We start from the raw sequence: 26,692 nt of genomic DNA, 5'->3' as shown, positions 1-26,692 counted from the left end.
TTGGCTCGTCGATTCCGAGGCGTTGCCCTCGTGTAAAATCCTCCGCGAAAGTTAACTTTCGCGGAAGGTGAGGGAGGGGGGGGTGAACCAAAGGCCTTCGATTCCCTCCCGCCAACTGTGTTTTCCATCTGAAAGGATCCCGTCATGAAGAACTTCAACACTTCCATTTCCCGCCGCTCCCTTATCGCTTCCGCTTTCGCGGGCCTTGGCGTCGTCGCCCTAGGTGGTCTGACTGCCTGCGGCGGGTCTGGCACCGCTGCCGAGGGCTCCACTGCCGCCGACTCGACCACGTTCACCGTGGCCGCGAGTCCCACGCCGCATGCCGAGATCCTCAACGACTTTGCCGCGCCGTTGCTTGCCAAGGAGGGTATCGAGCTCAAGGTGAAGGAGTACACCGATTACATCCAGCCCAACAAGGACACCACGTCGGGCGCAGTGGACGCCAACTACTTCCAGCACATCACCTACCTGGAGAACTACAACGCCGAGAACGGTACCGACCTCGTCTCCGCGGGGCTGATTCACTACGAGCCCTTCGCCGTGTACGCCGGCACCTCCAACGACCTCGACGCCATCGCCGACGGTGCCACCATCGCCGTCCCCAACGACCCGACCAACGAGGGCCGCGCGTTGCTCCTGCTGCAGGACCTGGGCCTCATTACCCTCAGCGATCCCGAGAACCTCGAGGCCACGCCGAAGGACATCAAGGACAACCCGCACAACCTCAAGTTCCAGGAACTCGAGGCTGCTGCGCTTCCGCGCGCCCTCTCTTCGGTGGATTTTGCGGTCATCAATGGCAACTACGCCATCGAGGCGGGCTATCACGTGGCCGACGCTCTGGCTCACGAGTCCTCCGATTCTCTTGCCGTCGAGAAGTACGCCAATATCATCTGCGTTTCGAAGGGCAACGAGGATTCCAAGGCCGTTAAGGCGCTCGTTAAGACCCTGACCTCGGATGACTTTAAGGCGTATCTTGAGGAGAACTACGGCGAGGACGTTCTTCCGGCGTTCTAAAGCTTGCCCGATCGCCCAGTTGCGCATCCGTGCAAGACAGGCTCTCGCGTACTTCTTCGGGCTGTCCCGCACGCACGGGGCGGCCCGTTTTTTGAGTACGCTTGGTTTCCGCTTGCGTCGTCGCGCTGGCGCGTTACCATCAGGGCGCTATGGTTTCGGCGGACGATGGAGCGCGCGGTGGAAGAGCACGGTAGCGGCAGGCAGGGCACCTTCGCGGCGGAGGGGGCGGACGGTCGCCTCGCCACAGGGCATACGCCGCCTGTGGAGCCTTTGGAGCACTTGGTTTCCGAGGAGGATATCCGTCGCGGTGAGCGGGCTGGCGCCAAGCGTAGCAAGGACCCGGGCCCTCTTTATTTCTTCGCCATCCTCAACGGCGGTCTCATCTTAACGGCACTCGCCATCGTCTTGTTTAAGACGCCCAATCACTTTGCCTTTGGCGGCACGTCTGGCGTGTCGGTTATCCTCTCCACGCTGTTCCCGTCGCTGCCCGTTGGTGCGTTCATGTGGATCATCAACATTGCGCTCGTGGTGCTCGGTTTCATATTCCTTGAGCGCAAGGCAATCCTCTGGAGCGTGTTTGCATCCTTCGCGCTTTCGGGGTATGTCTCGTTGTTCGAAATGCTGTTCCCGGGAGCCTCGACTACATCGATCACGGGTGACATGTGGCTCGACCTCTGTTTCGCCGTGATCTTACCGGCGATTGGCAGTGCCATGGTGTTCGACATCGGCGCTTCAACGGGCGGCACGGACATCCTTGCCATGATCCTTAAGCGTCACAGTACGCTTGAGATCGGTCGCGCGCTGCTGTTGGTCGACATCGGAATCGTGTGCATCGCTGCGGTTCTGTACGGTCCGCGCGTGGGTCTTTACTGCGTGCTTGGCCTGTTTGCCAAGACGCTCGTGGTCGATAAGGCAATCGAGAGTATTCACCTGCGCAAGGTGTGCACTATCATCTGCCGCGAGCCGCTCAAGGTCGAGACCTATATCGTCAAGGAGCTCAAGCGCACGGCGACCATCAGCCGCGGATATGGCGCGTTTTCGGGCCAGTGCGTCACGGTGATTATGTGCGTGCTGAGCCGTCGCGAGGCGGTCAAGCTCCGTCGGTACGCGCGCGAGGTCGATCCGGGGTGTTTTATCACCATTGTGGATAGCTCTGAGATCGTGGGAAAAGGCTTTAGGGGCGTCAATTGATAAGGGGCTTGCCTAGTTTAGGGGCCGGAAAGGCCATAAAATTAGGCCATGAGCAGCAAGAAGGCGCCTAAGAACAAGTACGTCACAAACTCGCACCTCTCGGAGCGCAAGTTCAGGGAGTTGCTGAGGCTGTTCTGCGCCGACGTGACGGCGCTCTCGGCGGCCTCCCTGACGGGCCTCAACCGCAACACGGTCAACCGCTACTACGGGCTGCTCCGCGTTAGGATCGCCGAGATCTGCGAGGCCGACAGCCCCTTCGACGGCGAGGTCGAGGCCGACGAGAGCCACTTCGGCGCGAGGCGCGTGCGGGGCGTCCGGGGCCGCGGGGCGCGGGGCAAGACGATCGTCTTCGGGCTGCCCAAGCGCGGCGGCAAGGTCTACACGAGGATCGCGCCGGACGTCACCCGCAGGACGTCGATGCAGGTCATCGAGGGCAAGGCGTCCAAGGACTCCATCATGTACACCGACGGGTTCGCCTCCTACGACGGCCTGGTCGACTGGGGCTGCAAGCGCCATTACAGGGTGAGCCACGGCGAGAACGAGTTCGTCGAGCGCGGCAACCCGGGCAACCACATCAACGGCATCGAGAGCTTCTGGGGTTACGCCAAGAACAGGCTGGTAAAATACCAGGGGATACCCAAGGAGGACTTCTACCTCCATCTGAAGGAATGCGAGTTCAGGTTCAACATGCGGGGGCGGGACATGTACAGATTCATGTTGAGGGAGCTCCGCGAAAGGCCCCTAAACTAGGCAAGCCCCATTGATAAAATGTGTGGGGTTATTTCTCATAAGCTGAGTAGAGCCGGCTTGGGGTGCGCAAAAGCCTGCGGTTTTGCTGCGTGAAAATGGGCGTTACTTTGCATAGCTGGAAATAACCCCACACATTTTAAATAGTAACCCCCTAATCGCTGCAATTGAAGCGTCCGAGAGGGCATCGACCGGAAGCCGGGATGCTGCCGGGCGACCGGGATGTTGGCCTATGGCAATGGGATCGATCGATGACTGGCGTGTCGACTGGAGGCCGCGGCATCGTCCGATGTTGGGATGCCGATTGATAGCCGGGATACCGACCGGTGACCGTTGAGCTGACCGGAGAACGGGCTGTCGATGGGCGATTGCGGTGTCGACTGGTTGCCGGGACATTGGCCTGCAACCGGGGTCTAACAGCTGGGCGTTTCTTCTTCGATGTCGTCATCCACGTCAAGACAGAAGTCAACAATGGCCTGCTTGAGCTTGTCGATGCCCAGGCCGGACTCGCTGCTGGTGACGATGAGACGGTCGGCGGGGACGCCGATCTGCTTGCGAATCGATGCGGCTTGCTTGGCCTGTTGGGATTTGGAGAGCTTGTCGGCCTTGGTGAGGCAGACGATGAAATTGAAGCCGTTCTCGCGCAAGAAATCAATCATCTGCAGGTCGAGTTTGCTGGGGTCGTGGCGGATATCCACCAAGGACACCACGAGGTTGAAGCTGCGCTCCGAGTCGAAGAAGTCGCCGATCAGGCGGGCCCAGCGGTCGCGCTCCGCCTTGCTTCGCTGGGCGAAGCCGTAGCCGGGCAGGTCGACAAAGTGCACACCGTCCGCCTCGAAGAAGTTGACGTTGGCGGTCTTGCCCGGCGTGCTCGAGACCTTGACCAGGCTTCGGCGGTTGAACAGCTTGTTCATGATGGAGGACTTGCCCACGTTGGAGCGGCCCACAAAGCTGACTTCGGGGCAGGTCGACGGCGGAATCTGCGACGCCTTGCCGTAGCTGGCGACGAAGTGGACTTTGTTGTAGTTGATGGCCTCTGCCATGAGGTGCCTTTCGGACGAAGGAATGAAATCGGGCTGCGTGTGGCGTCACGAAGTAGAGGTTGTGAGCGATGAAAGCCGACTCCGCTAATCGCGGGGCTCGATGCCCAACTGCGCGGCAAGGCGGCGCACGATGGAAAGCACCAGGCCGCTTGCGCTCTGTGCGTACTCCTCCAGGTCGAACTCGCGGGAGGAGAGCGCGTCGTAGCTCTCGTCGCAGTTGTCGGAGATGGCGCGCAGCACCAGACAGTCGATGCCGTTCTTGGCGGCCACGTGCGCGATGGCGGCACCCTCCATTTCCACGCAGTCGGCCTGCGTTGCCGAGACGGCTGCGGCCTTGGCGTCCGCGCCGCTCACGAAGCGGTCGCCGGTGGCAATGATTCCGCGTAGGTACTGCTGGGGTTCCGTGTCGGGGTTGTTGCGGCGCCAAAGCGAGGCATCGGCCTCGGCGCGCGCCTGAGCGGCCTCGACCTCGCTGCCCTCATCGCTCAGCGCGGCATCCACGTAGCCGTGCGCGCGCAGGGTCTCCTCGGCGAGGTCCACGAGGAAATCCGCGCTGGCGAACTCCTCGAGCCCAGGGGCGGATTCGGCGACAAGGGACGTGTCCGTATCGAGGTAGCGCAAGCGCTCGCCAATGACCACGTCGCCAACGTGCAGGGCGGGATTGAGCCCACCGGCGATGCCGGAGAAGATGATCGCGTTGGCCCCGTGCGCGCTGATGAGGTGCTGCGCCGCTGCGGCGGCGTTGACGGTGCCCATGCCCGCGGTGGTGGCAACCACGGTAAAGCCGTGGTAGTCGCCACCGACCACGGTGAGGCCCGCCTCGTCGGCGACGGTGCCCTTCTCAACGGCGGCGTAAATCTGCTGGACTTCCTTCTCAAGTGCTCCGATTACGGCGATGACGGGTGCCATGCGACTCCAATCCAACGTGTTGAACGGTGCTCAGTTTACCAGCTAGATGCCGAATTCTTCGATTTTGCGCAAGAGGTGCTACTGCAACGACTGCAAATACTCGTACACAAAGCTCGCGATGGCCGCGGAATCGTTGATGTCGAGGAACGGCGGCAGCTGCACGCTCTCTTCGTCAAAGACGCGCCCGGCCTCCTCCGCCTCGGCTCGTGCGGCCCGCATCGCACGCGTGCGGAAGTCGCGGGCGACGACGTCGTTGCAGGCGACGGCGAGCGTGTTCTCGTTGATGAGGTCAAACGAGTCGCGCCCGCGCATGCGGTCGATGCCCGAGCGCGCCACGACGATGCTGGGGAGCCCCGCCGCCTTATATCCCTCGACGATTACGGCGTCGACGTCGGTGTATCGCGTGAGGATGTCGGTGACGGTGACCTCCTCGGAGGTGCGGGCGTACTCGGCGTAGGCGTCGGGCGAGATGAGGCCAACGTGTCGGCTTCCCGCCTGGGCGTGGCGCCACGAATCCTTGCCGGGCTGATCGATCTCAAATCCCTTGTGGCCGTGGTGCTTCACGGAGCCCACGCGCACCCCGCGCTGCGTGAGGCGGGAGATGACCTTCTCGACGAGGGTCGTCTTGCCGGAGTTTTGGTACCCGACAAAGGCGACGGCAGGGGCCTGGGCGCCCGTATTGGGCCCGCCCGGAAGCGCGGAGGCGACGGGCTGCTCGGCCTCGTCCATCCCGTCGGCATCCGTGAGGGACGCGGCGAGCTCGGCTTCGCGATCCCACACACCGGAGCGACCGCCCTCCTTGCGCAGGAGCCGAACGTCGACGACCTCCATTCCGCGGTCGACCGCTTTGCACATATCGTAGATGGTGAGGCACGCGGCGGACGCGGCGGTGAGGGCCTCCATCTCGATGCCCGTCACGCCTGTCACGCCGCAGGTCGCCCGCACGCGAAAGCCTACGCGCCCGTCTTCGCGCGCCGGCGCCCACCCGCGCACGCGCCGTGCGCCGCTTGCGATGGGCTCGATCTCGACTTTCGCCTTGGTGAGGTTGAGGGGGTGGCACATGGGGATGATGTCGCTCGTGCGCTTGCTCGCCATGATGCCGGCGATGCGGGCACAGGCGAGGACGTCGCCCTTTTTGGCGCGGTCCTCAAGCACCATGGCTTGCGTCTCGGGATGCATGAGGATCGAGCCTTCGGCAATCGCGAGACGCTGGGTGACGGCCTTTTCGCCAACGTCCACCATGCGCACGTCGCCGTGCTCATCTACGTGCGTGAGCTCGTCGCGGTATGCGTCGCGGTCGCCCACGACGGAGGCGGGGTACTTTTCGTGCACCTCGCGACCGAGGGTCTTCGGACGTTCGGGCTTGTCGGGGGTGTGGGTGGTCATGGCGATCAGCCTCCAATTTGCGACATGAAGCGCAGGGTGCCGTCAATGTGGTCGTGTTGCTGAGGTTTGTGCGCGAGGGCGTCGCGGTACGTCGCGATGACGGCCTCGTCGTCGCCGCTGCGAAGCGCCTCGCGCACGCGGGATTCCGCGTCAGAGAACAGGCAGGGGCGAATGGCGCCGTCGGCGGTGAGGCGCAGCCGGTTGCACGCGCTGCAGAAATGGTTAGACATCGCCGAGATGAAGCCGACGGTTCCCGCCGCATTGGGGAACGCCCAGTAGCGCGCGGGCCCGGCGCCAAAGGGCGCACTTTCGTCGACGGGGGCAAGCGCACCGATGCCCGCTGCGAGCCCCAGGGAGGAGATGTGCTCGCGAAGCTCGTCGGAGGGGACGACATCGCTTGCGTCCCACAGGTCGGGGTTGAGAGCCCCGCCTGTCGCACCCGCGGTACCTGCCCCGCAGTGGGGCGAGGCGCTGCAGCCGGATGGTGCCGAGGCGGCACCGGAGGCGTCTTGCGCGCCATCGCTCGCCTTCTGCGCGCTGCTGCCGATGGGCATGTACTCGATGAAGCGCACGTGGACCGGTCGGTTGAGGGACAGGCGGGCGAGCTCAAGCACGTCTTGCCGCATGCGCCGCACCACGACCGTGTTGACCTTCACGGGTTCAAAGCCGTATTCGAGGGCGGCGTCGATGCCCGCGAGCGCCTGCTCCACGCGCCCCAGGCGTGTGATTTGCGCAAAGCGCTCGGGGTTGAGGGTGTCGAGCGAGATGTTGACGCGATTGAGGCCGGCGTCGCGCAGGGCGGGGGCCAGGCGCGGCAGGAGCGCCCCGTTGGTGGTAAGCGAGATGTCCTCGATGCCCGGGATGGCACGAATCTCCTCGATGAGCGGCACGATGCGATGGGAGACGAGCGGCTCGCCGCCGGTGAGCCTCACGCGCGTGATGCCCTCCTTGGCGACGAGGCGAACGAAGTGGGCGATCTCCTCGGCGGTGAGCAGCTCGCCGTGCGCACGCGCCGGAACACCCTGTTCGGGCATGCAGTACACACAGCGGAAATTGCACTTATCCGTAACGGATATGCGCAGGTAGTTTATGCTGCGGCCAAAGCCGTCGTGAAGTTCGCGAGGCACGTGGGCGCCTTTCGGGTCGTGTGGCTGGGGTGCCGGTTGTTGCGTATGGATTCATGGTACCCCAGGCGTGCCGCGGTCGGGTAGTGGTTCGGTTTGGTTTTGGAGATGCCGCAGCATTCACTTTGCTACACTGGTGTGCTAAAGCAAAGGAGTTCAGATATGAAGCACGTGCGCCCCGCCGGCTCGCAAAGCCGGTTTTCTTATGCGACCCCACAACTCACCCAGCAGGTCCGCCGTTTCATCGCGGCGCGCCTTCTGCTGTATTTGGGTGCCATGTCCAGCTATTTCATTGGCGTGATGGGAACGTTGACGTTTGCCATGGGGGCTGGCGTGGGCGACAACGCGATTGCCGTGGGCTTGCTCAACCTCTGTATCGTGTTTGGCCAGATCAGGGGCGGGGCCCTGCTCGATCGCATGGGCCCGCGCACGTATTTTCGCCTCGCGACATGCGCCATGGCGGCGAGCGGCCTGCTGTACCAAGTGCTGGGGATGAGCGTTGGGGGCGTGTTTGTCGGGGCGGCCGTGTTCGGCATCGCCTGGGGCATGTCCGAGACCATCCCGCGGTCATATCCCGCCTATCTGACGGCCGATTTGGGCGAGCTCAAGCGCATCAACTCTCTCGTGACGCTTACGGGCAACGTCGCCATCGTCATCGGGCCGATTGTCGGAGGCGCGATCGCCCTGTTCGCGCCGACGCAGGCGGTGTTTTTGTTCATGGCAGCGTGCTCGGCGCTCGCGCTCGTTCCCGGATGGGGCATCGAGGCGCTGCGCGATCCCAGTGCCGCGTCCGCTGAGGGCGATTGTCCCCGCGAGGTCCCCGTGGACGCCGGGGCGGCGGCGGGGGAGTCCGCCCCGAAGGGTTCCATCTCCGCCGGCTTCTCGGTGATTTTTGGCAGTAGCGTCCTCACGCTGCTGTTTTGGGCCACGTTGCTGTCGTTTATGGGGTACGGCGCCTTCGATCCGCTGGAGTCGTTGTTCTACCGCGACGTGCTCCAAGTCGGCGCCGAGTGGATGGGGTGGCTCTCGGCCCTCTCCGGCGTTGGCGGGCTCATCGGCGCCGCCCTTGCGGGCGTCTTGCCGCCGCGCCTGATCAACGTGCGAGCGCTGCTGGTCGTGCTGTTCATCACGGGCGTGGGAAGTTTGGTGTATGTGGCGACGCCCTATGTCGCGGTCGCGTGCGTGGGCCAGTTCACCCTCGGCATCGCATTCTCGGCGTTTGGTCCAATTAAAGACACGCTTGTGCAGGTGCATACGCCGCTCGACCGCATCGGCCGCGTAAACGCTGCCATGGGTGCCGGGTACAACATGGCGGGAGCGATTCCCCTGCTTTGCGCCCCCGCGCTCGCGCACGTGTTCGGCGTGCAGGGAACGCTGGTGGCCGCCGGTGTGCTCGTGGCTGTTGTTCCGCTGGCAATCTTGGTGGCTCGTTCCTCCGAGCTCGCCTCTCTGGTCGATCGCGAGGTCAAGGCCGAGGAGGGGCACGAATCGCAGTGATGAAGAGCGCGTGAACGTGGGCGTGTCCCAATCGTGTCGAGCTTGCCGCCGGTTCCAACCTCAGATAGCCTAGAATCACGCCAATCACTTGGGAGACGTGATATACATGCCGCGCACGAATACGCAGCACCAAGATTTGACAACCATCAATAGCAGCGACTCCTCCGCGGAGGGCGACAGTTCGAGCATCGTCTGTGAGGCCGACGGCGAAGCCGTGCACCAAGGGCGGGCGAGCAGTCCCGCAAAGCGATGCACCTGCAGGGGCGATCGCGCGTCGGGCATGCGCATTGCGGGGCTGAGCCCGCGCGAGTTCATCAAGCACGTGGCGTTCATCCTGATCGGGTCCGCGATCTTCACCTTCGGCGTCCACAACATCCATAACGTTACGGGCATCACCGAGGGTGGCATCATAGGGCTCGTGCTCTTCGGCGATCACTGGTTTGGCGTGCCCGCATCCATCGTGTCGCCCGTGCTCGACGGCCTTTCGTATCTCATTGCCCTCAAGATTCTCGGCGGCGGCTTTTTGGGCTGGTCCGCCGTGGCGACGGTCGCCGTTGCGTGTTTTTACCGCTTGTGGGAGAGCCTTCCGTATATGCTGCCCAATTTGTCCAACCAGCCTTTGACGGCGGCCGTGCTGGGTGCGCTGTTCGTGGGCGTGGGCGTTGGCCTGGTGATTCGCCAGGGCGCCTCCGCCGGCGGCGACGACGCGCTCGCCCTGTCGATTTCCAAGATCACGGGTTGGCGCGTGGGCCGGTGCTACCTGTTCACCGACCTAACGGTGCTCGCCCTTTCCCTCACCTATATCCCCGTGGTCAAGATCGTGTTCTCCCTCATCACGGTGACGATTTCCTCGGCCGTGATCGACGTGGTGAAGGATGCCTCCTGGGACCATGTCGAGGAGTTTGCCGAGGGGTTGCGCGAGTGTCTCACGACTGCCGCCAAACGCCGAGACCGGTGATCCCTTTTGAGTACTCACCTCGTCAAAACTCGCTCATGAAATTGTTGTCAATTACAAAAACTCGCTCATGAAATTGTAGACAACTAAGAATAACTCGCTCATGAAATTGTAAAAATCGCAGGTAAATACTAAGATAAAGCTATCTTAGAAAATTCTTGTGAAATAAGGGGCGTGTTATGTCCTATTTGAAGAGAAAAATCGATGGCTATCTGCTTGCGTGGAAGGCGGATCCGTTCCGTCTTCCGCTGATTGTCAAGGGTCCACGTCAAGTCGGTAAAACGGAGAGTATTCGTCGATTTGCCCATGGAGCCTATGAGAGTGTCATCGAGATCAATTTTGTTGAAGAACCAAAATATCGCGCCATTCTTGCCGATGGCTACTCGACGGATGACATTGTTCGCAACGTGACGCTCATCGACCCGAGCAAGCGTTTTCTTCCGCAGAAGACACTGGTGTTTTTCGATGAGATCCAAGAGTTTCCGGATATCGCGACATCGCTTAAGTTTTTCAAAACAGATGAACGCTTTGACGTTATTTGCAGTGGTTCTATGCTGGGCATCGCATATAAGAACATTGAGCATAACAGTGTCGGCTATAAAACAGACTATGAGATGCGTTCGATGGATTACGAGGAGTTTCTCTGGGCTAAGGGGTACGGCTCAGGGATTATCGAGGAGATGAACGCGCATCTCATCGAGGCGCGCCCATTTTCCGACCTTGAAATGGAAGTGTATTCTAGCCTCTTTATGGATTACTGCATTTTGGGTGGCATGCCAGCTGTGATATCCAAGTACATTGCGCGTGGTTCTTTTGAGGGAACGCTTAGCGCGCAGCGCCAGCTTATTGCCGACTATCAAGAGGATATTAGGAAATACGCGGACGGGATGGATCAGACGCGCATTCTCAACGTGTTTAAGCACGTACCGGTCCAGCTTGCCAAGGAGAACAAGAAGTTCCAAATCACCAAGGTTGCCCGGGGTGCGCGATTTAAGGATTATCGCGGCTGTATCGAGTGGCTTGAGCAGGCCGGCGTTGTAAGCGTGTGCCGATGCCTGCTGTATCCAGAGCTTCCATTGAGGGGTAATTACGATGAGAACAAGTACAAGTTATACATGAGCGATACGGGTCTACTTGTTTCCCAGCTGGATGACGAGGCGAGTGATGACCTGAGGGCGAATCGAAACCTTGGAGTGTACAAGGGGGCTCTCTATGAGAACTTTGCGGCAGAGGCATTCGTGAAGAGCGGCATGGATCTCTATTATTTTAAGAAGGAAGATTCTACGCTCGAGCAGGACTTTTTCGCTCGTACCAAGACGCGGCTGGTGCCTATTGAGGTTAAGGCAAAGAATGGGACGGCAAAATCGATGCGTACGCTCATTGCGTCGGACGCATACCCCGACATCGAATACGGAATCAAGCTGTGTGCGGGGAATGTGGGCAATGAGAACGCCATTCGCACGTTTCCCTATTTTTGTTCGTTCATGGTTAAGAGATATCTATCAGAGCAAGAGTAGTCTCACCTTGCACGCTCGAACGGTCGGTCTAAAGCGGTCATGCTCTGATGACTCGCGAACAACAATGTGTCAAATATGCGCTACCGCAGGCGGTTGAGCATCACGCCTGCGTATTCGGTGGGGCTGAGCTCGGTACGGCGCAGGGCGGGCAGGCTCGTGATGGGAAGCGAGCGTTCCAAAAACGCCCGGCTCTGCTCGTAGTCGCGGGCAAAAAGGCAGCCGAAGAGCGAATCGAGCACGTATTGCACGGCGATGTGGCTGGCGAACTGCGTGATGCGGTTTTGCAGGCTCTCGCGGTCGCTGACGTGCAGGTAGATGCTGAGTCCCGGATTGAGTTGCCCGCCGCGGGGCGTTCCCACAAAGATTGTGGGCACATCGCGTTCCTGTAGGATGGGCAGCAAGGTGCTGAGATTGGGGCCAAGGCCCGAGTACGAGATGAGAAGCGCTGCGTGCGTCCTGTCGGAGGCGAGCGCCGTGCGGGACTGCCGCTCGATGCTCTCGAAGCACGTGGCGTGACGGCCTATGGAGAGCAGTCGGTCGCAGAACATCTGAGCTGGGTAGAGGTTGTGCGACTGGGTGTAGATGTCGATACTGAGGGCGTTGTCGAGCAGCTCTGCGGCGTGTGCGAGGGAGTCGGGGTCGAGCAGGTCGCGCGTGTCGGAAAGGGTCGTCTCGTACACGGAGGCCATCTGCGCCAAGACGCCGTCGGCGGTGTCGTCGGCGGCAAACGGGAAGTTGATGTCCACCTCTCCTCGCTCGCCGGTGTGTCGCGCGTCGGATTTGGCCATTTCGACCTTGAGCTCCTTGAAGCCCTCGAGGCCGAGTTTCTTGCAAAATCGGTGCACGCTTGGGATCGAGACGTGCGCCGCAAGGGCGAGCTCCTTGAGGGTGAGACTCTGCAATCGAGGCCCGAGCGCCGAGACGGTGCGCGCGATTTGCAGCTCCGAGGGGGTGAAGTCGCTTGCGCGCTCCATGCGCCGCTTGATGTCCATGGCTCCTCCTGCATGAATGCAGCCTGTCGATATCAGATAAGCTTATCAAAAAGTATCATCACGTGAGGAAGCCTAAGGTTAGGGTAGAGGTGTCCTCGATGTGGTTGGGTCCGCGGATAGCGCGCAATCGATGGGGATGAATCGTGTGCATCGCAACCGTTTACGGAATACTCGATGTGACTCCCCGCAATTTGAGGTATCTATACATGTAGTAAAACATTTGTTTAGTTGTTTAGGAGTATTCCATGGCGAAGGTCAGCGTGAGGGAGATCAGTCGAGTGACGGGGTTTTCTCCCGCGACGGTTTCCAACGCTCTTAATGGAAAACGCAGCGTGAGCGAGGAGACGGCGCGTATCATTCGGGACGCCGCTCAAAACATGGGTTATCAGCAGCCCTCTCAGCTGGACGCCATCACATTTGTCCTTGCGCGTAAAAACGGCAAGATTGTCGACGAGAGTACGTTTCACCCTTCGGTTATCGAGGGTGTGGAGCGCCAGGCCCGACGTCATGGGATGAGCACCTCCTTTGTTTCACTCGACTTCTCCGACGTGGCTGCAGCCCGCTCACAAGTCGAGGCAATTACCCACGATCCATCAGCTGCCATTGTGCTGCTGGGCACCGAGCTCGGTGAAGAAGATTTTGAGCTGTTCCGCAATTGCGCTGCGCACATCATCGTGCTCGATAGCTGGAGCGACCAGTTCGATTTCGATGCGGTTGTGATGTCCAACGAGGATTCGACCCTCCGCGCAGTCAACCATCTGATCGAAAACGGCCATCGCAAGATCGGGTACCTTGCGGGCGATTTCCGCATCCAGAACTTCAAGGCGCGTGAGCGCGGGTTCGAGCGGGCGCTCGCTGAGGCGGGTGTCGAATCGAAGGACGCCTGGCACGTGCTGCTGGGCACGACGCTTGAGACCGCGTACGAAGACATGGCCGCATGGCTTGCCCAAACGCCGCGAGAAGAGCTCCCTACCGCCTTTTTCGCAGATAACGACGTGTTGGCGGTCGGGGCTCTGAGGGCGCTTTCAGAAGCTGGTATTGAAGTGCCACATGAGGTCTCCATTATTGGTTTTGATGACCTGTCTGTCGGCGCATTCTCGAACCCGCCGCTTACCACCGTGCATGTGCTCAAGCATGAGGTGGGGGAGATCGCGGTGCGCCGTCTGGTGGGCAACATCTCCAATCCCAAGAAATATACCTGCAAAACGCAGGTAAGCACCTATTTTGTCGAGCGGAAGAGCGTGGCGGACATCCGCTAGGCTTAGACATTTCCCCCCAGATTAATTGCTTGCGCTATCGGTTCGGGGGCAAATGACAGACAGCGACTTGGATGGGGTGGGGATCGCGCGAGTGTTCACGCGCGGTCCCCACCCCATCCGGTTATGTCGACTCAATAAATGACAAGCGCGCCGAGGGCGCCCAATCTGATTCTGTACAGAGGTCATGTCGTCCAACGAGCCGATCGCGCTTCATCCACATCAACCTAATCAACATGTTTAACTCCATTTACTGAGATTTATATACCGTTTACAGGTTTAGAACCTAAAAACTTGTAAACACTGGTATAAAACATTTAGGTAAACAGTATGGAACTATACCCATGCTCTACGTGAGCGGGAGAGGGGCGATTGTGGATACGATCAAATTGGGCTTTGTGCCCACCCGTCGAAGCATTTTCAGTGCGCCGGACGCCATCAAGTACCGCGGACTTACGGTTGAGCGTCTGCGCGAACTCGGCGTTGACGTGGTTGACATCGATGACGTGAACGAAGAGGGGCTGCTGTTTGACGATAGCCACATTCAGCCAATCCTCGACAAGTTCCGCGCGGAGGGCGTCGATGGCATCATGCTTGCGCATTGCAATTTTGGCACCGAATACCTGTGCGCACGTCTCGCCCGCGAGCTGGGCAAGCCCGTTTTGCTGTGGGGTCCGCGTGATGAGCGCCCCGAGCCCGATGGGACGCGCCTGCGCGACTCGCAGTGCGGTTTGTTCGCCACCGGTAAGGTCCTGCGCCGATTCCAGGTTCCGTTCACGTACATGACCAACTGCCGTCTGACCGACCCCGAGTTCGAGTGCGGCGTGTGGGACTTCCTTGCGGTGTGCAACGTGGTGCGCACCTTCAAGCACATCCGCATTCTGCAGATGTCCACGCGACCGTTCGATTTCTGGACAACGATGTGCAACGAGGGTGAGCTGCTCGAGAAATTCAATATTCAGTTGGCGCCGGTCCCCATGACCGAGCTCATCCAGTCCGTGCGCGAGGCGCAGGCAAACGATGCCGTCATGGCCGAGATGCTCGCCTACATTCGCGAGAACATGGTCATCGAGATTCCCGAGGACAAGGTGCCCGAGGTTGCGGGTCTGGCCGCCGGCATGAAGAGTCTCATCGATAAGTACGGCTGCAACGCCGGCGCCATTCAGTGCTGGAATGCCCTCCAGGCCGAGCTGGGTATTATGCCATGCGCTGCCAACGCGATCCTCAACGAGATGGGTATCCCGATCGTGTGCGAGACCGACATCCATGGAGCTATCACCGCGCTGCTGGTAGAGGCCGCTGACTTGGGCCGTCATCGTGGCATGTTTGCCGACTGGACCGTTCGCCATCCCGACAATGAGAACGGTGAGCTGTTGCAGCACTGCGGGCCTTGGCCGTGCTCCGTCGCATGCGAGAAGCCGCGTTTGACCTACCCCCTTGCGTTTGACCATCCCGGTGCGCTGACCGCGGAAGCCAAGCATGGAGAGCTTACGCTTGCCCGCTTCGACGGCGACAACGGCGAATACTCGATGTTGCTCGGCCGCGCACGTGGTATTGACGGCCCCAAGGGGATGGGCACGTATTTGTGGGTTGAGGTGGACAATCTCAAGCGCCTCGAGGCGAAGATCGTCGAAGGCCCCTATATCCACCATTGCGTTGCCATTCATGCCGATGTGGTGCCGGTGTTGTACGAGGCCTGCAAGTACATCGGCGTCAAGCCGGACCTGTACGACCCGATCGAGGAGGAGGTCCGCGCTTACCTGCGCGGTGAGTAACGGGGCTACTCGGTCGGAACGTGCCGGCGCGCTACCACAGCACCCGATCTTCGGGCTCAATCGTCGCTCACGTACCGAAGTACGCTTCGCTCCTCTTTCGCCCGAATCTCGGGCACTGTGGAAACGCGAAGGCCTCATATGGGGCGCTCTCCTGAAAGGAGTTATTTGTGGCAACTATCGAGGAGCTTGAGACGCTGCGGTGGGATTTGCGCCGCGACTGCGTTGACATCATCATGGCCGGAAAGGGCGGCCATATCGGCGGCGACATGAGCGTGATCGATGCGCTCATGGTCCTGTATGCACGCCATCTGAACATCGCGCCCAGCCGCGTGGATGACCCCGATCGCGATCGTTTTGTCCTGTCGAAGGGCCACGCTATGGAGGCCTACTACGCCGTGCTGTGCCATGAGGGCTATCTGGACCTCGACGATGTCAAGGCGCGGTTCTCGCAGTTCGGAAGCCCTTACATCGGGCATCCCAACAACAAGCTGCCCGGCATCGAGATGAACTCCGGCTCGCTGGGCCACGGCCTTCCCGTGGCCGTCGGCATGGCGCTGGCCGCCCGCATGGACAAGCGGCCCACGCGCGTCTACACCATCATGGGCGACGGCGAGCTCGCCGAGGGCTCCGTGTGGGAGGGCGCCATGAGCGGCGGCAACTACGCGCTCGACAACCTGTGTGCGCTCGTGGACCGCAACCGCCTGCAGATCTCGGGTTGCACCGAGGACGTGATGAAGCAGGACTCACAGGAGGAGCGCTGGGCGTCGTTCGGCTGGAACGTGCTGTCCATCCCCGGCAACGACGTCGCCGCGATCGACGAGGCGCTCGGCCTGGCGTCGCGCACCAAGGGAAAGCCCACGGTGATCATCCTCAACACGGTGAAGGGCTACGGCTCCCCGATCATGGAGGACAAGGCCGGCTGGCATCACCACCTGCCCAATGCCGAGGAATACGCCCGGATCGTCGCTGATTTCGCCGCCCGCAAGGAGGCCCGCCATGCCTAACACCGTCCCCAACCGCAAGGTCATCTGCGACGAGCTGCTCGCCGCGGCTTCGCATGACGAAGACATTGTCGTTCTTTGTTCCGACTCGCGCGGTTCCGCATCGCTTACGCCGTTCTTCGAGGCATTTCCTGAGCGTTCTGTTGAGATGGGAATTGCCGAGCAGAATTTGGTGAGCACCGCCGCCGGCATGGCCGCCATGGGAAAGCGGCCCTTTGCGGCAAGCCCCGCGTGCTTCCTCACCACGCGTTCCTACGAGCAGTGCAAGGTCGATGTGGCGTACTCGAATACGAACGTCAAGCTCATCGGTATCTCAGGTGGTGTGAGTTACGGAGCGCTCGGCATGAGTCATCACTCCGCCCAGGATATCGCGGCCATGAGCGCGGTGCCCAACATGCGCGTGTACCTGCCGAGCGATCGCTTCCAGACTGCCGCCCTGATGCGTGAACTGGTGGTGGACGACAAGCCTGCCTACGTGCGCGTGGGTCGCAACCCGGTGGAGGACGTGTATACGGAGACCGATTGTCCGTTCGAGATGGACCGCGCCACGTGGGTGCGTCGCGGCAAGGATGTTGCAATTATCGCTGCGGGCGAGATGGCGCGTCACGCGATAGATGCTGCCGATATCCTCGCCAGCCAGGGCGTCTCCGCCACCGTACTCGACATGTATTGCGTGAAGCCGCTGGATGAGGATGCCGTTGTCGAGGCTGCCCGCGATGCTCGCGTTGTGGTGACAGTCGAGGAGCACAGCCCCTTCGGCGGCCTGGGCTCCATGGTCTCCCAGGTGGTAGGCGAGCGCTGCCCGCGCCCCGTCAAGTGCCTGAGTCTGCCCGATGCCCCCGTCATCACCGGTGCGAGCCCCGAGGTCTTCGCCCATTACGGTCTCACCGGTGAGGGCATTGCGCAGACGGTCCGCGAGTTCCTGCCGCAGGCGTAGCCGGGACAACGCGTAGACGCATTCGTTGAAGTCATGGCGGTCGGTTGGGCTCTTACGGGCACGCCGGCCGCCTTTTTTCGAAAGGTGCAACATGAGTCGCTACATCATCGGAATCGACCAGTCCACGCAGGGCACCAAGGGCCTGCTCGTGGATGAGGGCGGGCATTTGATCCACCGGTCGGACCGCCCACACAAGCAGATCGTGAGCGACGAAGGCTGGGTGAGCCATGATCCCGCGGAGATCGCGGAGAACGTGCTCGCGGTCGCCCGCGCCGTGGTCGAGGAGACCGGCGTGGACCCTGCAGAGATCGTCGGCGTGGGCATTTCGAACCAACGAGAGACCACGGTGGCATGGGACGCGCGGACGGGCGCCCCCGTGTGCGACGCCGTGGTTTGGCAGTGCGCCCGCGCGCAGGGCGTGTGCGAGCGGGTCGAGCGGATGGGGGGCGCGGCGGAGCTGGTGCGAGACAGCACCGGGTTGGTGCTCTCGCCGTACTATCCCGCATCGAAGATGGCGTGGATCATCCAGAATGTCCCGGAGGTCCGCGGGGCGGCGGAGCGCGGCGACCTTCGCCTGGGGACCATCGACGCGTGGGTTGTCTGGACGCTCACCGGTGGACGGGAGTTCCGCTGTGATTACTCCAACGCGAGCCGCACGCAGCTGTTCAACCTGCAGGACCTTGTTTGGGATCCACGTGTGTGCGAGCTGTTCGGCATCGATGTCGCTTGGCTACCCGAAGTCACGGATTCCGACTCCTGCTTTGGAATGACCGACTTGGGCGGCTTTCTGCCTGCGCCCGTGCCCATCCACGGCGTGTTGGGAGACTCGCACGCGGCGCTGTTCGCGCAGGGATGTTTCGAGCGGGGCATGGCCAAAGCGACACTCGGCACCGGCTCATCGGTGATGATGAACGTGGGCACCCGGTTTGTCCCGAGTTCGCATGGCCTGTCGAGTTCGCTTGCCTGGCGCATGGGCGGGGTCGCCGAGTATGTGCTTGAGGGCAATGTGACCTATGCCGGCGCCGTCAAGACGTGGCTGCGCGACGACCTCGAGCTCATCGCGAATCCCGACGAGGTCACGGACCTCTGCCTTGCGGCAAATCCGGAGAGTCGTGTGTACTTCGTGCCCGCGTTCACGGGGTTGGGTGCCCCGCATTGGTGTGCTGAGGCGGAGGGTTGCGTGTTCGGCATGACGCGGACGACAGGTAGAGCCGAGTTCGTCAAGGCTGCCGACGAGTCGATCGCCTTCCAGATCTTCGACGTGATCGACGCCATGAGTGAGGATTGCGGCGCCGCGCTCTCCGAGTTGCGCGTCGACGGCGGCCCCACGCGCGATGCCTACCTCATGCAATTCGAGAGCGACTTGATTGGCGCGCCTGTCCGCATTGCGAGCAATGACGAGATGAGCGGCCTCGGCGCCGCGTGGACCTGCGGAATCGCGTTGGGGCTGTACGGGCGCGACGTGGTGAACACCTATGGTGCCCGCGGTGTGGTCGCCCCCGCGATGGACGAAGCCGATCGTGCGGCTCGCATCGCCGGCTGGCGTCACGCCGTGCACGCGACGATGACGTACGTGCGTTAGGGGCGCGATCGGGCCCGAGGCGCCTCGTCTATTAAAAGAAGTGAAAGCTTGCAAAAGAAGTTAAAAGAAGCAAAAGAAGTTAAAAGATGGCGTACGTATACTAAGGGGGCGCGGCATTCAGCGCGCGTATCGAATGAGTCTTAACCGCGCGCGTCGCACGGCTTTCATGTCGCGCGCGGCCACACGAAAGGGGCGCCCATGGAGCGCATCGCCAGCTTTTCCGTCGACCACCTGCTGCTTGAGCCTGGCGTGTATGTAAGTCGCCTTGACCGCGACCCCGTGACGGGCGCGGCGGTCACCACGTTTGACCTGCGCCTGACCGCTCCGAATAAAGAACCCGTCATGAACACCGCTGAGTGCCACACCATCGAGCACTTGGGAGCCACGTTCCTGCGCAACCATGTCGAGTGGTCGAGCCGCATCGTCTATTTTGGCCCCATGGGTTGCCGGACGGGGTTTTACCTCGTCGTGTTCGGCGAGGTCGCGAGTGCAGAGATCCTGCCGCTCGTGCGCGAGCTCTTCGGGTTCGTCGCCGAATTCGAGGGGGAGATCCCCGGTGCGGTGCCTGAGGAGTGCGGCAACTACCTCGACCAAAACCTTCCCATGGCGAAATGGCTTGCGCGTCGGTATCTCGAGCGCGATCTCACCGACATCGACGAAAAGCACCTGAATTACCAGGGCTAGCGCGTCCGATCGCATCGCCATCGGAGTCGCGTAAATGACGAAAAGCGCTTGGATTGCCAAAATCGGCTGGGCCTTTGCAGCCCGCAGGGGCAAAGTGTAAATTTTGGGGGAGGTTTACCGAGTTTTCAAGCGCTCGTTCGTTCTTCAGATATGCGCGACCTGCGGTTTTACCAACCACATCCGAAGCACAGTGCCTCAAAGAGGTTAAAACCTCCCCCAAAATTTACACTTTGTATTTTGACTGCTTTGAAGGTGGCGTTTCGATGCAAGCTCCCTTATACCATGTCGTGTTGCTGTGCGAAATCGGATGCACCCGGGAAGGCATCGCTTCCATATTGGAGCAGATACTGCTGAACAACGAGGTCAATTGCCGCGAGCGCCCCGTATTTGCCCGTGTCGTTGGCATTAGACTCGCCGCACTGCATGATGAAGGTAGCTTGATTCCAATAAGGGTTCGAGGTGTTTTGCGTTATTGCTAACACGGAGCACTTGCTATCCCTGATGCTGTTGCAGACATCGACATATCGCATGGGATAACTGCCCCCAACGCTGCAGATGATTGCCAGGTCCTCGGACTGGAGGGACCGGGCGCACGCAAGTTGGGAGGCTTGATCCAGGTGCAGGTCCATGACCTTTCCCATGGAAAACAGCTTGTTCTGAAGGTATCGTCCGGTATCCCAAAGAAAATGATGTGAGAAGAACGCGACTCGGCAGCAATTATGAATCGCATAGGCGATTTTCGGAAGCTCGGCTAGGTTTTTCTCGGAGATAGTCGCGGCGATGTTTTGTTGAGCCTCCCTCGCATAATCGAGAAACGCCGCATGTGGGTCCGCGGTGAGATTGCAAAAGAAACGCTGGGAGTAGTCGTAGCTGATGGGATAGTCGATTCCGAGCGCGTCATGCATCTCTTTGAAGCTCTCGTAGCCTAAGAATCGGCAAAAACGCGAGACGGAAGCCTTCGAGACGTAGCACATATCGGCGATCTGCGCGATGGACATGTCCTTGAGCGCATCGTAGTTTTCCAACATCTTGACGGCTATCTGATAGTTGTTGTCGCGCTGCATGCTGGTGTCTATATAGCTGAGGAGCTTTTCCCCAACAGAGCCCATCGGGTTGGCAGAATTCAAGGGTTCACTCCCATCAGACGTCTCAATACCATTACATACCAGCAGGTTTCATATCCTGAAACCCGTGTCTCCATCCTGAAACATCGGTGTCCAGGATGGAACGCAAAACCTTGCGCACTCGTGTTGTACTCAATGGTAACAGGAGCCGGGCGATTAAGCCCGGATGCGGATACATGAAAGGGAGATTGCATGGCATATCAGTCGACTTCGGTATTTCCCGAGACGTTTCTCTGGGGCGTCGCGACCGCTGCGCACCAGGTTGAAGGCAACAACGTGAACAGCGACACGTGGCTGTTCGAGAATGTTGAGGACACGGCGTTCATGGAGCCTTCCGGCGACGCGATGGACCACTACCATCGTTTCCGCGAGGATATCGCCCTTATCGCATCTCTTGGCCTCACGTCCTACCGTTTGAGTGTCGAGTGGTCGCGCATCGAGCCGGCGCGCGGCTTGTTCTCCAAAGCAGAGCTCGCGCACTATCGCGAAGTGCTCCAGTGCTGCCGTGACAACGGTCTCAAGACGATCGTCACACTCCATCATTTCACGTCGCCGATCTGGCTGCTCGCCCAAGGCGGCTGGGAGTCGCCCGAGACTCCCTCCCTTTTCGCGCGGTACTGCGCGCGTGTGGTCGAGGAGATGGGCGATTTGATGGACTACGCATGCACCATGAACGAGCCAAACCTGGCATGGCTCTTGGCTGATGTCGGGGCCACGTCGCGCAACGCCTCTGATCGTGCCGAGGACCCCATGTTCCGCAGCGTTGCCAAGGCGTTGGGAGTCGAGCCGGCATTCCTGGCCCAGTTCCAGTTCGCAGCCACCGAGCGGGTGTTCGATGTGAAGCTCGCCGCTCACAAGGCCGCCGTCGACGCCGTGCATGCAATCCGTCCCGATCTCCCGGCAGGTTGGACGCTCGTGGGAAGTCCCTTTAAGGCGGCTCCCGGTGGCGAGGGGCGCGCCGCAGCTGCCCGCGAGGAGATTTGCGATCGCTTTTACCGTGCTTCCGCAGGCGATGATTTCGTGGGTATCCAGACGTACTCGCGCTCGTGGTACGGCGCGGATGGCCCGGTTGACCCGCCTGCCGGCGTGGAGCTCACCCAGCGCGATGAGGAGTTTTATCCCGAGGCAATCGAGGAGAGCCTGCGAGCTGCTTGGGACCAGTCGGGCACGCCTCTGTTCGTGACCGAAAACGGTATAGCTTCCGAGGACGACGAGCAGAGAGAGCGCTTTTTGGATCGAGCTGTCGCCGGTGTGGGGCGTTGCGTCCGCGACGGTATCCCGGTCTTGGGATACACCTGCTGGTCCGCGTTTGACAATTTCGAGTGGGTTTTCGGGTATGGCCCGAAGTACGGGATCATCTCCGTCGACCGCGAGACACAACGCCGCACCGTAAAGCCAAGCGCTACACACCTGGGAAGCATAGCGCGCTGTAACGGTGCCTGCGTCGAGATCGGTGATGCCCGATGAGGCGCCTGCTGATACGCGCCGACGACCTTGGCTACTCTCGGGGCGTCAACTACGGCATCGTCGATTCGGTCCGCGGCGGACTCGTCGGGTCAGTCGGGGTCATGACCAACATGGAATCCGTGGACCACGGCCTCGAATTGCTCGACGGGCTTGACGTGTGCCTTGGCCAGCACACGAACATCTGCGTCGGCAGGCCGCTTACCGACCCTGCGCTCATTCCGAGTCTCTGTGGACCGGATGGCATGTTCAAGCCGAGCGGGGCGTATCGGGACGCCATGAAGCGGGGAATCGACTTCGTGGTGCTCGATGAGGTCGTCTTGGAGATCGAGGCTCAGTATCGAAAGTTCGTATCGCTTGTGGGTAGAGAACCCTCCTACTTTGAGGGTCATGCGGTGGCGAGCCCAGCGTTTTTTAAGGGGTTGGAGATCGTGGCGGAGCGCCACGGACTGCCGCTGTTCCCGATGGGCGCGCCGGGGGAGGCGGTCACGTTCAAGAGCACGCGTGTCGCTGCGTACATGCCCACAGATTTTCGCGCCTATGAGATGGATCCGTTCTCGGCGGTGCGCGGCGCCGTCGAGAATGCGAACGACGACGCGTGCACCCTCATGGTGTTCCATCCGGGTTATATCGATGCCTATCTCATGGACCACTCGAGCATGACGACGGCGCGGGCGCGTGAGGCGTCGATGCTTTGCGATCCTGCAACCCGTGAATGGCTGGTGAGTCAGGACATCGCGTTGGTGACATACGACGATTTGAACTAAGAAGAAAGGTGGCAAGTATGGCAAACAGGTTTCCCGATGGATTCCTATGGGGTGCGTCGACGAGCGCATTTCAGGTAGAGGGTGCCTGGGGGGAGGGCGGCCGAGGCAAGTCGACGACCGATCGCGGCTTCGGCATCCCCGGAATCACAGATGGCAGCGTGGCGTCCGACCACTACCATCGCTGGAAAGAGGATGTCGACCTCATGGCCGAACTCGGACTCAAGACGTACCGCATGAGCTTCTCGTGGTGTCGCATTATGCCCGGTGCGACTTGCGAGCCGAATCCCGAAGCCCTGGCGTTCTACGACGGTCTGATCGATTACCTTCTGGAAAAGGGCATCGAGCCCTTTGCGACGCTGTATCACTTCGAGTGCCCCCAAGCACTCGTCGACGAGTTCGGCGGATGGTTAGATCGCAGGATGATCGATGCCTTCGCCCGCTACGCCGAGGTCTGCTTTAGGCACTTTAAGGGCCGTGTAAAGCTGTGGGCGACTATCAACGAGCAGCTTATCGCGACGGCGTCGTCGGTGAACACCGGGGATACCGAGACCGACCCCAAGAGACATCAGGGCAATACCTATCAGATGAGTTACCACATGTCTCTCGCAGAGCACCGTGCTTTCGAGCTTTTGCACTCAATCGATCCCGAGGCGAAGATCGGGCCGGTCTGTGCCATCCAGGTGACCTATCCGCTCAGCAGCTCGCCTGCAGATGTGATGGCGGCGCTCAATGCCGAGGAGATGGAGCAGTTCTACATGCTCGACATGAGCGTGCGTGGATCGTATTCCCCGTATGCGGCGAGCTATCTCAAGCGCGAGGGGTTCTATCCCGCGGTCGAGCCCGAGGACGATGCGGTCCTGCACGGGTCGACGCCCGATTTCATCGGCATCAACTATTACTCCAGCAGCTGCGTCAAGGAGCGCACCGAGCCCATCGTATTCGGTGGCTTCCCGCCTTGGGGCGCGGGCGACTTCGTCCTCTGCGACAACCCGAGGCTCGAGAAGACCGAGTGGATGCCCAACGGCCTCGACCCCATCGGGCTGTCGATCGGCATGCGCAAGGTGCATGACCGCTACGGCCTGCCCATGATCATCACCGAGAACGGCATGGCTTTGAGCGAGGAGCCCGATGAGTCCGGCGCGATTCACGACGAGCAGCGCATCGCCTATCTCTCCGCGCATATCGCCCAGGTCGGCGAGCTTATCGAGCAGGGTTATCCCATCTTTGGGTATTGTCCGTGGAGCTTTGTCGATGTGGTCTCCAGTCATCAGGGCTTCGCCAAGCGCTATGGCCTTGTATACGTGGATCGCACCGATGACGACATCAGGACTTGCGACCGGATTCGCAAGGACAGCTTCTATTGGTATCAGAAGGTCATCGCGGGCAATCAGCTGCCCGAATAAACGCAGGTTTTCCGGTTGGCGCGAAGTCGCCGATGGGGGATAGAAAGAAACGGGAAAGGAAATACCATGGCAGATAACAAGCGTATCGCCGAGGATATCCTCAAGGCGGTGGGCGGCCCGAAGAACGTGACTTCGGCGACCCACTGCATGACGAGGCTCCGCCTTGTGCTCAAGGACGAGTCCAGCATCGACGATGACGAAGTCAAGGCCGTTGACGGCGTGATGGGCATTGTCCACGGCGGTCAGCAGTATCAGATCATCGTGGGGACGAACGTGCCCAGGGTGTACGCGGAGTTCTGCTCACTTGCCAACGTCAACGAGCTCGAGGCGGTTGAGGACGCCGAGGCTGCCGCCGCCGACGTCGAGCTTGTTAGCAAGAAGAAGCTTACGCCCATGCAGATCCTGAAGAACGTCGTCGGTTACATGGCGGGCTGCATGACCCCGATGATCCCGGTGCTGCTCACGGGCGGTCTCGCAAATGCGATCAATGCCCTGTGCGGTCCGCAGCTCCTGAGCCTGTACCCCGCGGAGAGCGACATCTACGTGCTCTTCGACTTCATCTACGATGCTGCCCTGTACTTCATGCCTATCCTCGCGGGCGTCAACGCGGCGAAGCAACTTGGCATCAACGGTATGCTCGGCGGATTTATCGGCTGCGTCCTCATGTCGCCGGATTTCGCCGCAATCATCGCCGGGGGTAAGGCGTTTACCGTCTTCGGCATCCCCTGCAACACGTCTGCCGCCTATGCCCAGACTGTCCTGCCCATCATGATGTCCGTTCCGCTGTTCGCTGTTGTTTATAAGTTTGTCGGTAAGCACATGCCCGACATGCTCTCAACCGTGTTCACGCCCATTTTGAGCCTCCTTGTCACCTCGCCGTTCATCCTGTGCCTGCTCGCCCCCTTCGGTACGATTGTGGGCAACGCCATCAGCGGCGGCCTTGCCTGGTTCGGTATGAATACCGGATTCTTCGGTGTCGGCGTGATCGCCGCCCTTTGGGAGTTCCTCGTCATGAGCGGTATGCATCTGGCCCTTATGATGCCCATGATGGCCTCGTTCTTCGAGACTGGCGAGATGACCGGTGTCATGCTCGCGGGTAGCTTCGCCACGTGGGCATGCTTCGGCGTCGCCCTCGGTGCGGCTCTTCGACTCAAAGGTAAGGCGGAGCGCGGCAACGCCTTCGGCGCCTTCGTATCCGGTATCTTGGGCGGCGTTACCGAGCCTGTGCTCTATGGCATCTGCCTGTCTCACGTGCGCTGTTTCGGCGCTTTGATGGTCGGTAGCTTTGTCGGCGGTGCGTATGCTGGTATCGCCAATCTCACCCAGTACGTCCTCACCTCTGCGAACTTCCTGTCCGTCCTGAGCTATGTGGGCGGCACCAACGCCAATTTCATCCAGGGTATTATCGCGAGCCTCATTTCCCTGGTCGTCGCAGCTGTGTGCACGTATCTCTTCGGCTTTAGCAAGAAGGAACTCGATCAGGCAAACGCCAAGTAGCATTGAGCCCTTGCTCCTTTAGAGGGAAACTCCATGATTGATGCAGCCTGAAATAGCCCGCGCCTCTCTCTCGAGTGGGGCGCGGGTTTTTGTCATGCATCTGTCGGTGTGGTCCAACCTACGTTTTACGGTGAGCTCGTGCTCATCTTAGGCGCGCGCCACGCGATAGCGGGTGGCGCGCGCCTTGCCCTCCTTGATGACCTCGCCATCTTCAATCATGCCGTTGATCACCTTGAGGGTCACATCGCGTCCGACCCCAAGGGCCTCTTCGGCCTTCTCATGCTCAAGACGTATGGACGCAAACGCCCGAGCGACTTCGGGTGGGAGCATGCCGCCATCGTCGAGCTTCTCGTAGTCCTGGTATTCCCCCCCCTCAGGTTCGCCCATCATTGTGCCTGACCGAGAGGTGCGGGTTACGCGTGGTGTTGATATTGGGCAGCGAGAGACAGAACCAATTGCCCGTCGATTTGACGGTGGGGGTGAGTTCTTCCTCTTCGTACAGCTCGTATATGCGTTTAAGCCCCGCGCCGATGGCCTCCACGATATCCAAGCGGTAGAACAGTTGGCGCAGCAGGGCGTTTGTAACACTGAGAAACGCCTCCGCCTCTTCAGTTTGCTTGAAGATCGATCCTGTGCAATCGAGGCGGTTGATCAATTCGGTCATGGCATCGTTATTGAAGGACGCGCATCGTAGCGAATAGGGATTTTGGTCGGATATCAGTAATCCCAAGTTGGTGTAGAAGCCGTCCACGCCGATGATGCCGAGATTTTTGAGCGTAATGCGATCAAATGACAGGCCATTGTTTTCAAAGGCCCTCCGGCCAAGC

24 protein-coding genes are annotated in these 26,692 nt (G+C 60.5%); 16 read left to right on the top strand and 8 right to left on the bottom strand.

The features are described from left to right. Positions 1-144: 144 nt before the first annotated feature. From LK434_RS07220 to LK434_RS07210, 3 genes are all read left to right on the top strand, one after another. Positions 145-1,014: a MetQ/NlpA family ABC transporter substrate-binding protein gene (locus tag LK434_RS07220; RefSeq protein ID WP_006719636.1), complete on the top strand. Its 870-nt coding sequence runs from the start codon at positions 145-147 to the stop codon at positions 1,012-1,014. A gap of 165 nt (positions 1,015-1,179) precedes the next feature. Beyond that, positions 1,180-2,205 (top strand): YitT family protein, encoded by a 1,026-nt coding sequence (locus tag LK434_RS07215; protein WP_006719639.1) that lies wholly within the window; start codon positions 1,180-1,182, stop codon positions 2,203-2,205. A 48-nt stretch (positions 2,206-2,253) separates the two neighbouring features. Next, on the top strand, positions 2,254-2,955 hold the full coding sequence (locus LK434_RS07210) for an IS1595 family transposase (protein ID WP_006719640.1): 702 nt from the start codon (positions 2,254-2,256) through the stop codon (positions 2,953-2,955). Positions 2,956-3,365: 410 nt separating this feature from the next. On the opposite strand, the gene yihA is transcribed toward LK434_RS07210, so the two are convergent. The 4 genes from yihA to LK434_RS07185 form a co-directional block, all read right to left on the bottom strand. Further along, the gene (gene yihA / locus LK434_RS07205; RefSeq protein ID WP_006719643.1) at positions 3,366-3,995 is read right to left on the bottom strand and encodes a ribosome biogenesis GTP-binding protein YihA/YsxC; all 630 of its coding nucleotides are present in this window, start codon (positions 3,993-3,995) and stop codon (positions 3,366-3,368) included. Between the two features lie 84 nt (positions 3,996-4,079). After that, positions 4,080-4,904: a 5'-methylthioadenosine/S-adenosylhomocysteine nucleosidase gene (locus tag LK434_RS07200; protein WP_006719645.1), complete on the bottom strand. Its 825-nt coding sequence runs from the start codon at positions 4,902-4,904 to the stop codon at positions 4,080-4,082. Positions 4,905-4,982: 78 nt separating this feature from the next. Beyond that, on the bottom strand, positions 4,983-6,290 hold the full coding sequence (moaC, locus tag LK434_RS10590) for a cyclic pyranopterin monophosphate synthase MoaC (protein WP_006719647.1): 1,308 nt from the start codon (positions 6,288-6,290) through the stop codon (positions 4,983-4,985). Positions 6,291-6,295: 5 nt separating this feature from the next. Then, on the bottom strand, positions 6,296-7,417 hold the full coding sequence (locus LK434_RS07185; RefSeq protein WP_040360476.1) for a GTP 3',8-cyclase MoaA: 1,122 nt from the start codon (positions 7,415-7,417) through the stop codon (positions 6,296-6,298). A gap of 159 nt (positions 7,418-7,576) precedes the next feature. Here LK434_RS07185 and LK434_RS07180 point away from each other — a divergent pair, with 159 nt between their 5' ends. The 3 genes from LK434_RS07180 to LK434_RS07170 all read left to right on the top strand — a co-directional run bounded on the left by LK434_RS07180 (position 7,577) and on the right by LK434_RS07170 (position 11,383). Continuing rightward, entirely contained in the window at positions 7,577-8,911 is a 1,335-nt protein-coding gene (locus tag LK434_RS07180; protein ID WP_006719651.1) for an MFS transporter, read from the top strand. A 136-nt stretch (positions 8,912-9,047) separates the two neighbouring features. Next, the gene (locus LK434_RS07175) at positions 9,048-9,869 is read left to right on the top strand and encodes a YitT family protein (RefSeq protein ID WP_227917686.1); all 822 of its coding nucleotides are present in this window, start codon (positions 9,048-9,050) and stop codon (positions 9,867-9,869) included. Positions 9,870-10,045: 176 nt separating this feature from the next. Then, a complete protein-coding gene (locus LK434_RS07170) occupies positions 10,046-11,383 on the top strand; it encodes an ATP-binding protein (RefSeq protein ID WP_006719656.1) in 1,338 nt (445 codons plus the stop codon). Positions 11,384-11,463: 80 nt separating this feature from the next. Here LK434_RS07170 and LK434_RS07165 read toward each other — a convergent pair whose 3' ends face one another. Further along, complete coding sequence (locus LK434_RS07165) at positions 11,464-12,375, bottom strand: MurR/RpiR family transcriptional regulator (protein ID WP_006719658.1); 912 nt, start codon at positions 12,373-12,375, stop codon at positions 11,464-11,466. Positions 12,376-12,620: 245 nt separating this feature from the next. Between LK434_RS07165 and LK434_RS07160 the strand changes: the two genes are divergently transcribed. The 6 genes from LK434_RS07160 (at position 12,621) to LK434_RS07135 (ending at position 19,610) form a co-directional block, all read left to right on the top strand. After that, positions 12,621-13,634 (top strand): LacI family DNA-binding transcriptional regulator, encoded by a 1,014-nt coding sequence (locus tag LK434_RS07160; RefSeq protein ID WP_006719660.1) that lies wholly within the window; start codon positions 12,621-12,623, stop codon positions 13,632-13,634. Positions 13,635-14,005: 371 nt separating this feature from the next. After that, positions 14,006-15,406 carry an L-fucose/L-arabinose isomerase family protein gene (locus LK434_RS07155; protein WP_040360594.1) on the top strand — a complete coding sequence of 467 codons (1,401 nt, stop codon included), beginning with the start codon at positions 14,006-14,008 and terminating at the stop codon, positions 15,404-15,406. Between the two features lie 167 nt (positions 15,407-15,573). Next, positions 15,574-16,410, top strand: coding sequence for a transketolase (locus LK434_RS07150; protein WP_006719663.1), 837 nt, complete (start codon positions 15,574-15,576; stop codon positions 16,408-16,410). Then, on the top strand, positions 16,403-17,344 hold the full coding sequence (locus tag LK434_RS07145) for a transketolase family protein (protein WP_006719665.1): 942 nt from the start codon (positions 16,403-16,405) through the stop codon (positions 17,342-17,344). The genes LK434_RS07150 and LK434_RS07145 overlap by 8 nt, the downstream gene beginning before the upstream one ends. A 91-nt stretch (positions 17,345-17,435) precedes the next feature. Beyond that, positions 17,436-18,926 carry an FGGY family carbohydrate kinase gene (locus tag LK434_RS07140; RefSeq protein ID WP_006719667.1) on the top strand — a complete coding sequence of 497 codons (1,491 nt, stop codon included), beginning with the start codon at positions 17,436-17,438 and terminating at the stop codon, positions 18,924-18,926. A 198-nt stretch (positions 18,927-19,124) separates the two neighbouring features. Then, positions 19,125-19,610, top strand: coding sequence for an S-ribosylhomocysteine lyase (locus LK434_RS07135; protein ID WP_006719670.1), 486 nt, complete (start codon positions 19,125-19,127; stop codon positions 19,608-19,610). A gap of 275 nt (positions 19,611-19,885) precedes the next feature. On the opposite strand, the gene LK434_RS07130 is transcribed toward LK434_RS07135, so the two are convergent. Further along, positions 19,886-20,737 (bottom strand): MurR/RpiR family transcriptional regulator, encoded by an 852-nt coding sequence (locus LK434_RS07130; RefSeq protein ID WP_148334415.1) that lies wholly within the window; start codon positions 20,735-20,737, stop codon positions 19,886-19,888. 189 nt (positions 20,738-20,926) lie between these two features. Between LK434_RS07130 and LK434_RS07125 the strand changes: the two genes are divergently transcribed. The 4 genes from LK434_RS07125 (at position 20,927) to LK434_RS07110 (ending at position 25,865) form a co-directional block, all read left to right on the top strand. Further along, entirely contained in the window at positions 20,927-22,201 is a 1,275-nt protein-coding gene (locus LK434_RS07125; protein ID WP_006719672.1) for a glycoside hydrolase family 1 protein, read from the top strand. After that, entirely contained in the window at positions 22,198-22,965 is a 768-nt protein-coding gene (locus LK434_RS07120) for a ChbG/HpnK family deacetylase (protein ID WP_006719673.1), read from the top strand. Before LK434_RS07125 ends, LK434_RS07120 begins: the two co-directional genes overlap by 4 nt. Positions 22,966-22,982: 17 nt before the next feature. After that, positions 22,983-24,368 (top strand): glycoside hydrolase family 1 protein, encoded by a 1,386-nt coding sequence (locus LK434_RS07115; protein ID WP_006719674.1) that lies wholly within the window; start codon positions 22,983-22,985, stop codon positions 24,366-24,368. Positions 24,369-24,434: 66 nt separating this feature from the next. Then, entirely contained in the window at positions 24,435-25,865 is a 1,431-nt protein-coding gene (locus tag LK434_RS07110; protein ID WP_006719675.1) for a PTS transporter subunit EIIC, read from the top strand. A 147-nt stretch (positions 25,866-26,012) separates the two neighbouring features. On the opposite strand, the gene LK434_RS07105 is transcribed toward LK434_RS07110, so the two are convergent. Continuing rightward, entirely contained in the window at positions 26,013-26,252 is a 240-nt protein-coding gene (locus tag LK434_RS07105) for a hypothetical protein (RefSeq protein WP_040360477.1), read from the bottom strand. Further along, positions 26,239-26,529: an ATP-binding protein gene (locus LK434_RS07100; protein WP_006719677.1), complete on the bottom strand. Its 291-nt coding sequence runs from the start codon at positions 26,527-26,529 to the stop codon at positions 26,239-26,241. The genes LK434_RS07105 and LK434_RS07100 overlap by 14 nt, the downstream gene beginning before the upstream one ends. Positions 26,530-26,692: the final 163 nt, after the last annotated feature.

It is taken from the genome of Collinsella stercoris DSM 13279, from assembly GCF_020735465.1.
GTDB classification, from domain to species: Bacteria; Actinomycetota; Coriobacteriia; order Coriobacteriales; family Coriobacteriaceae; genus Collinsella; species Collinsella stercoris.
The sequence above is the reverse complement of the archived record's forward strand: the minus strand, read 5'-3'. Positions and strand labels throughout refer to the sequence as shown.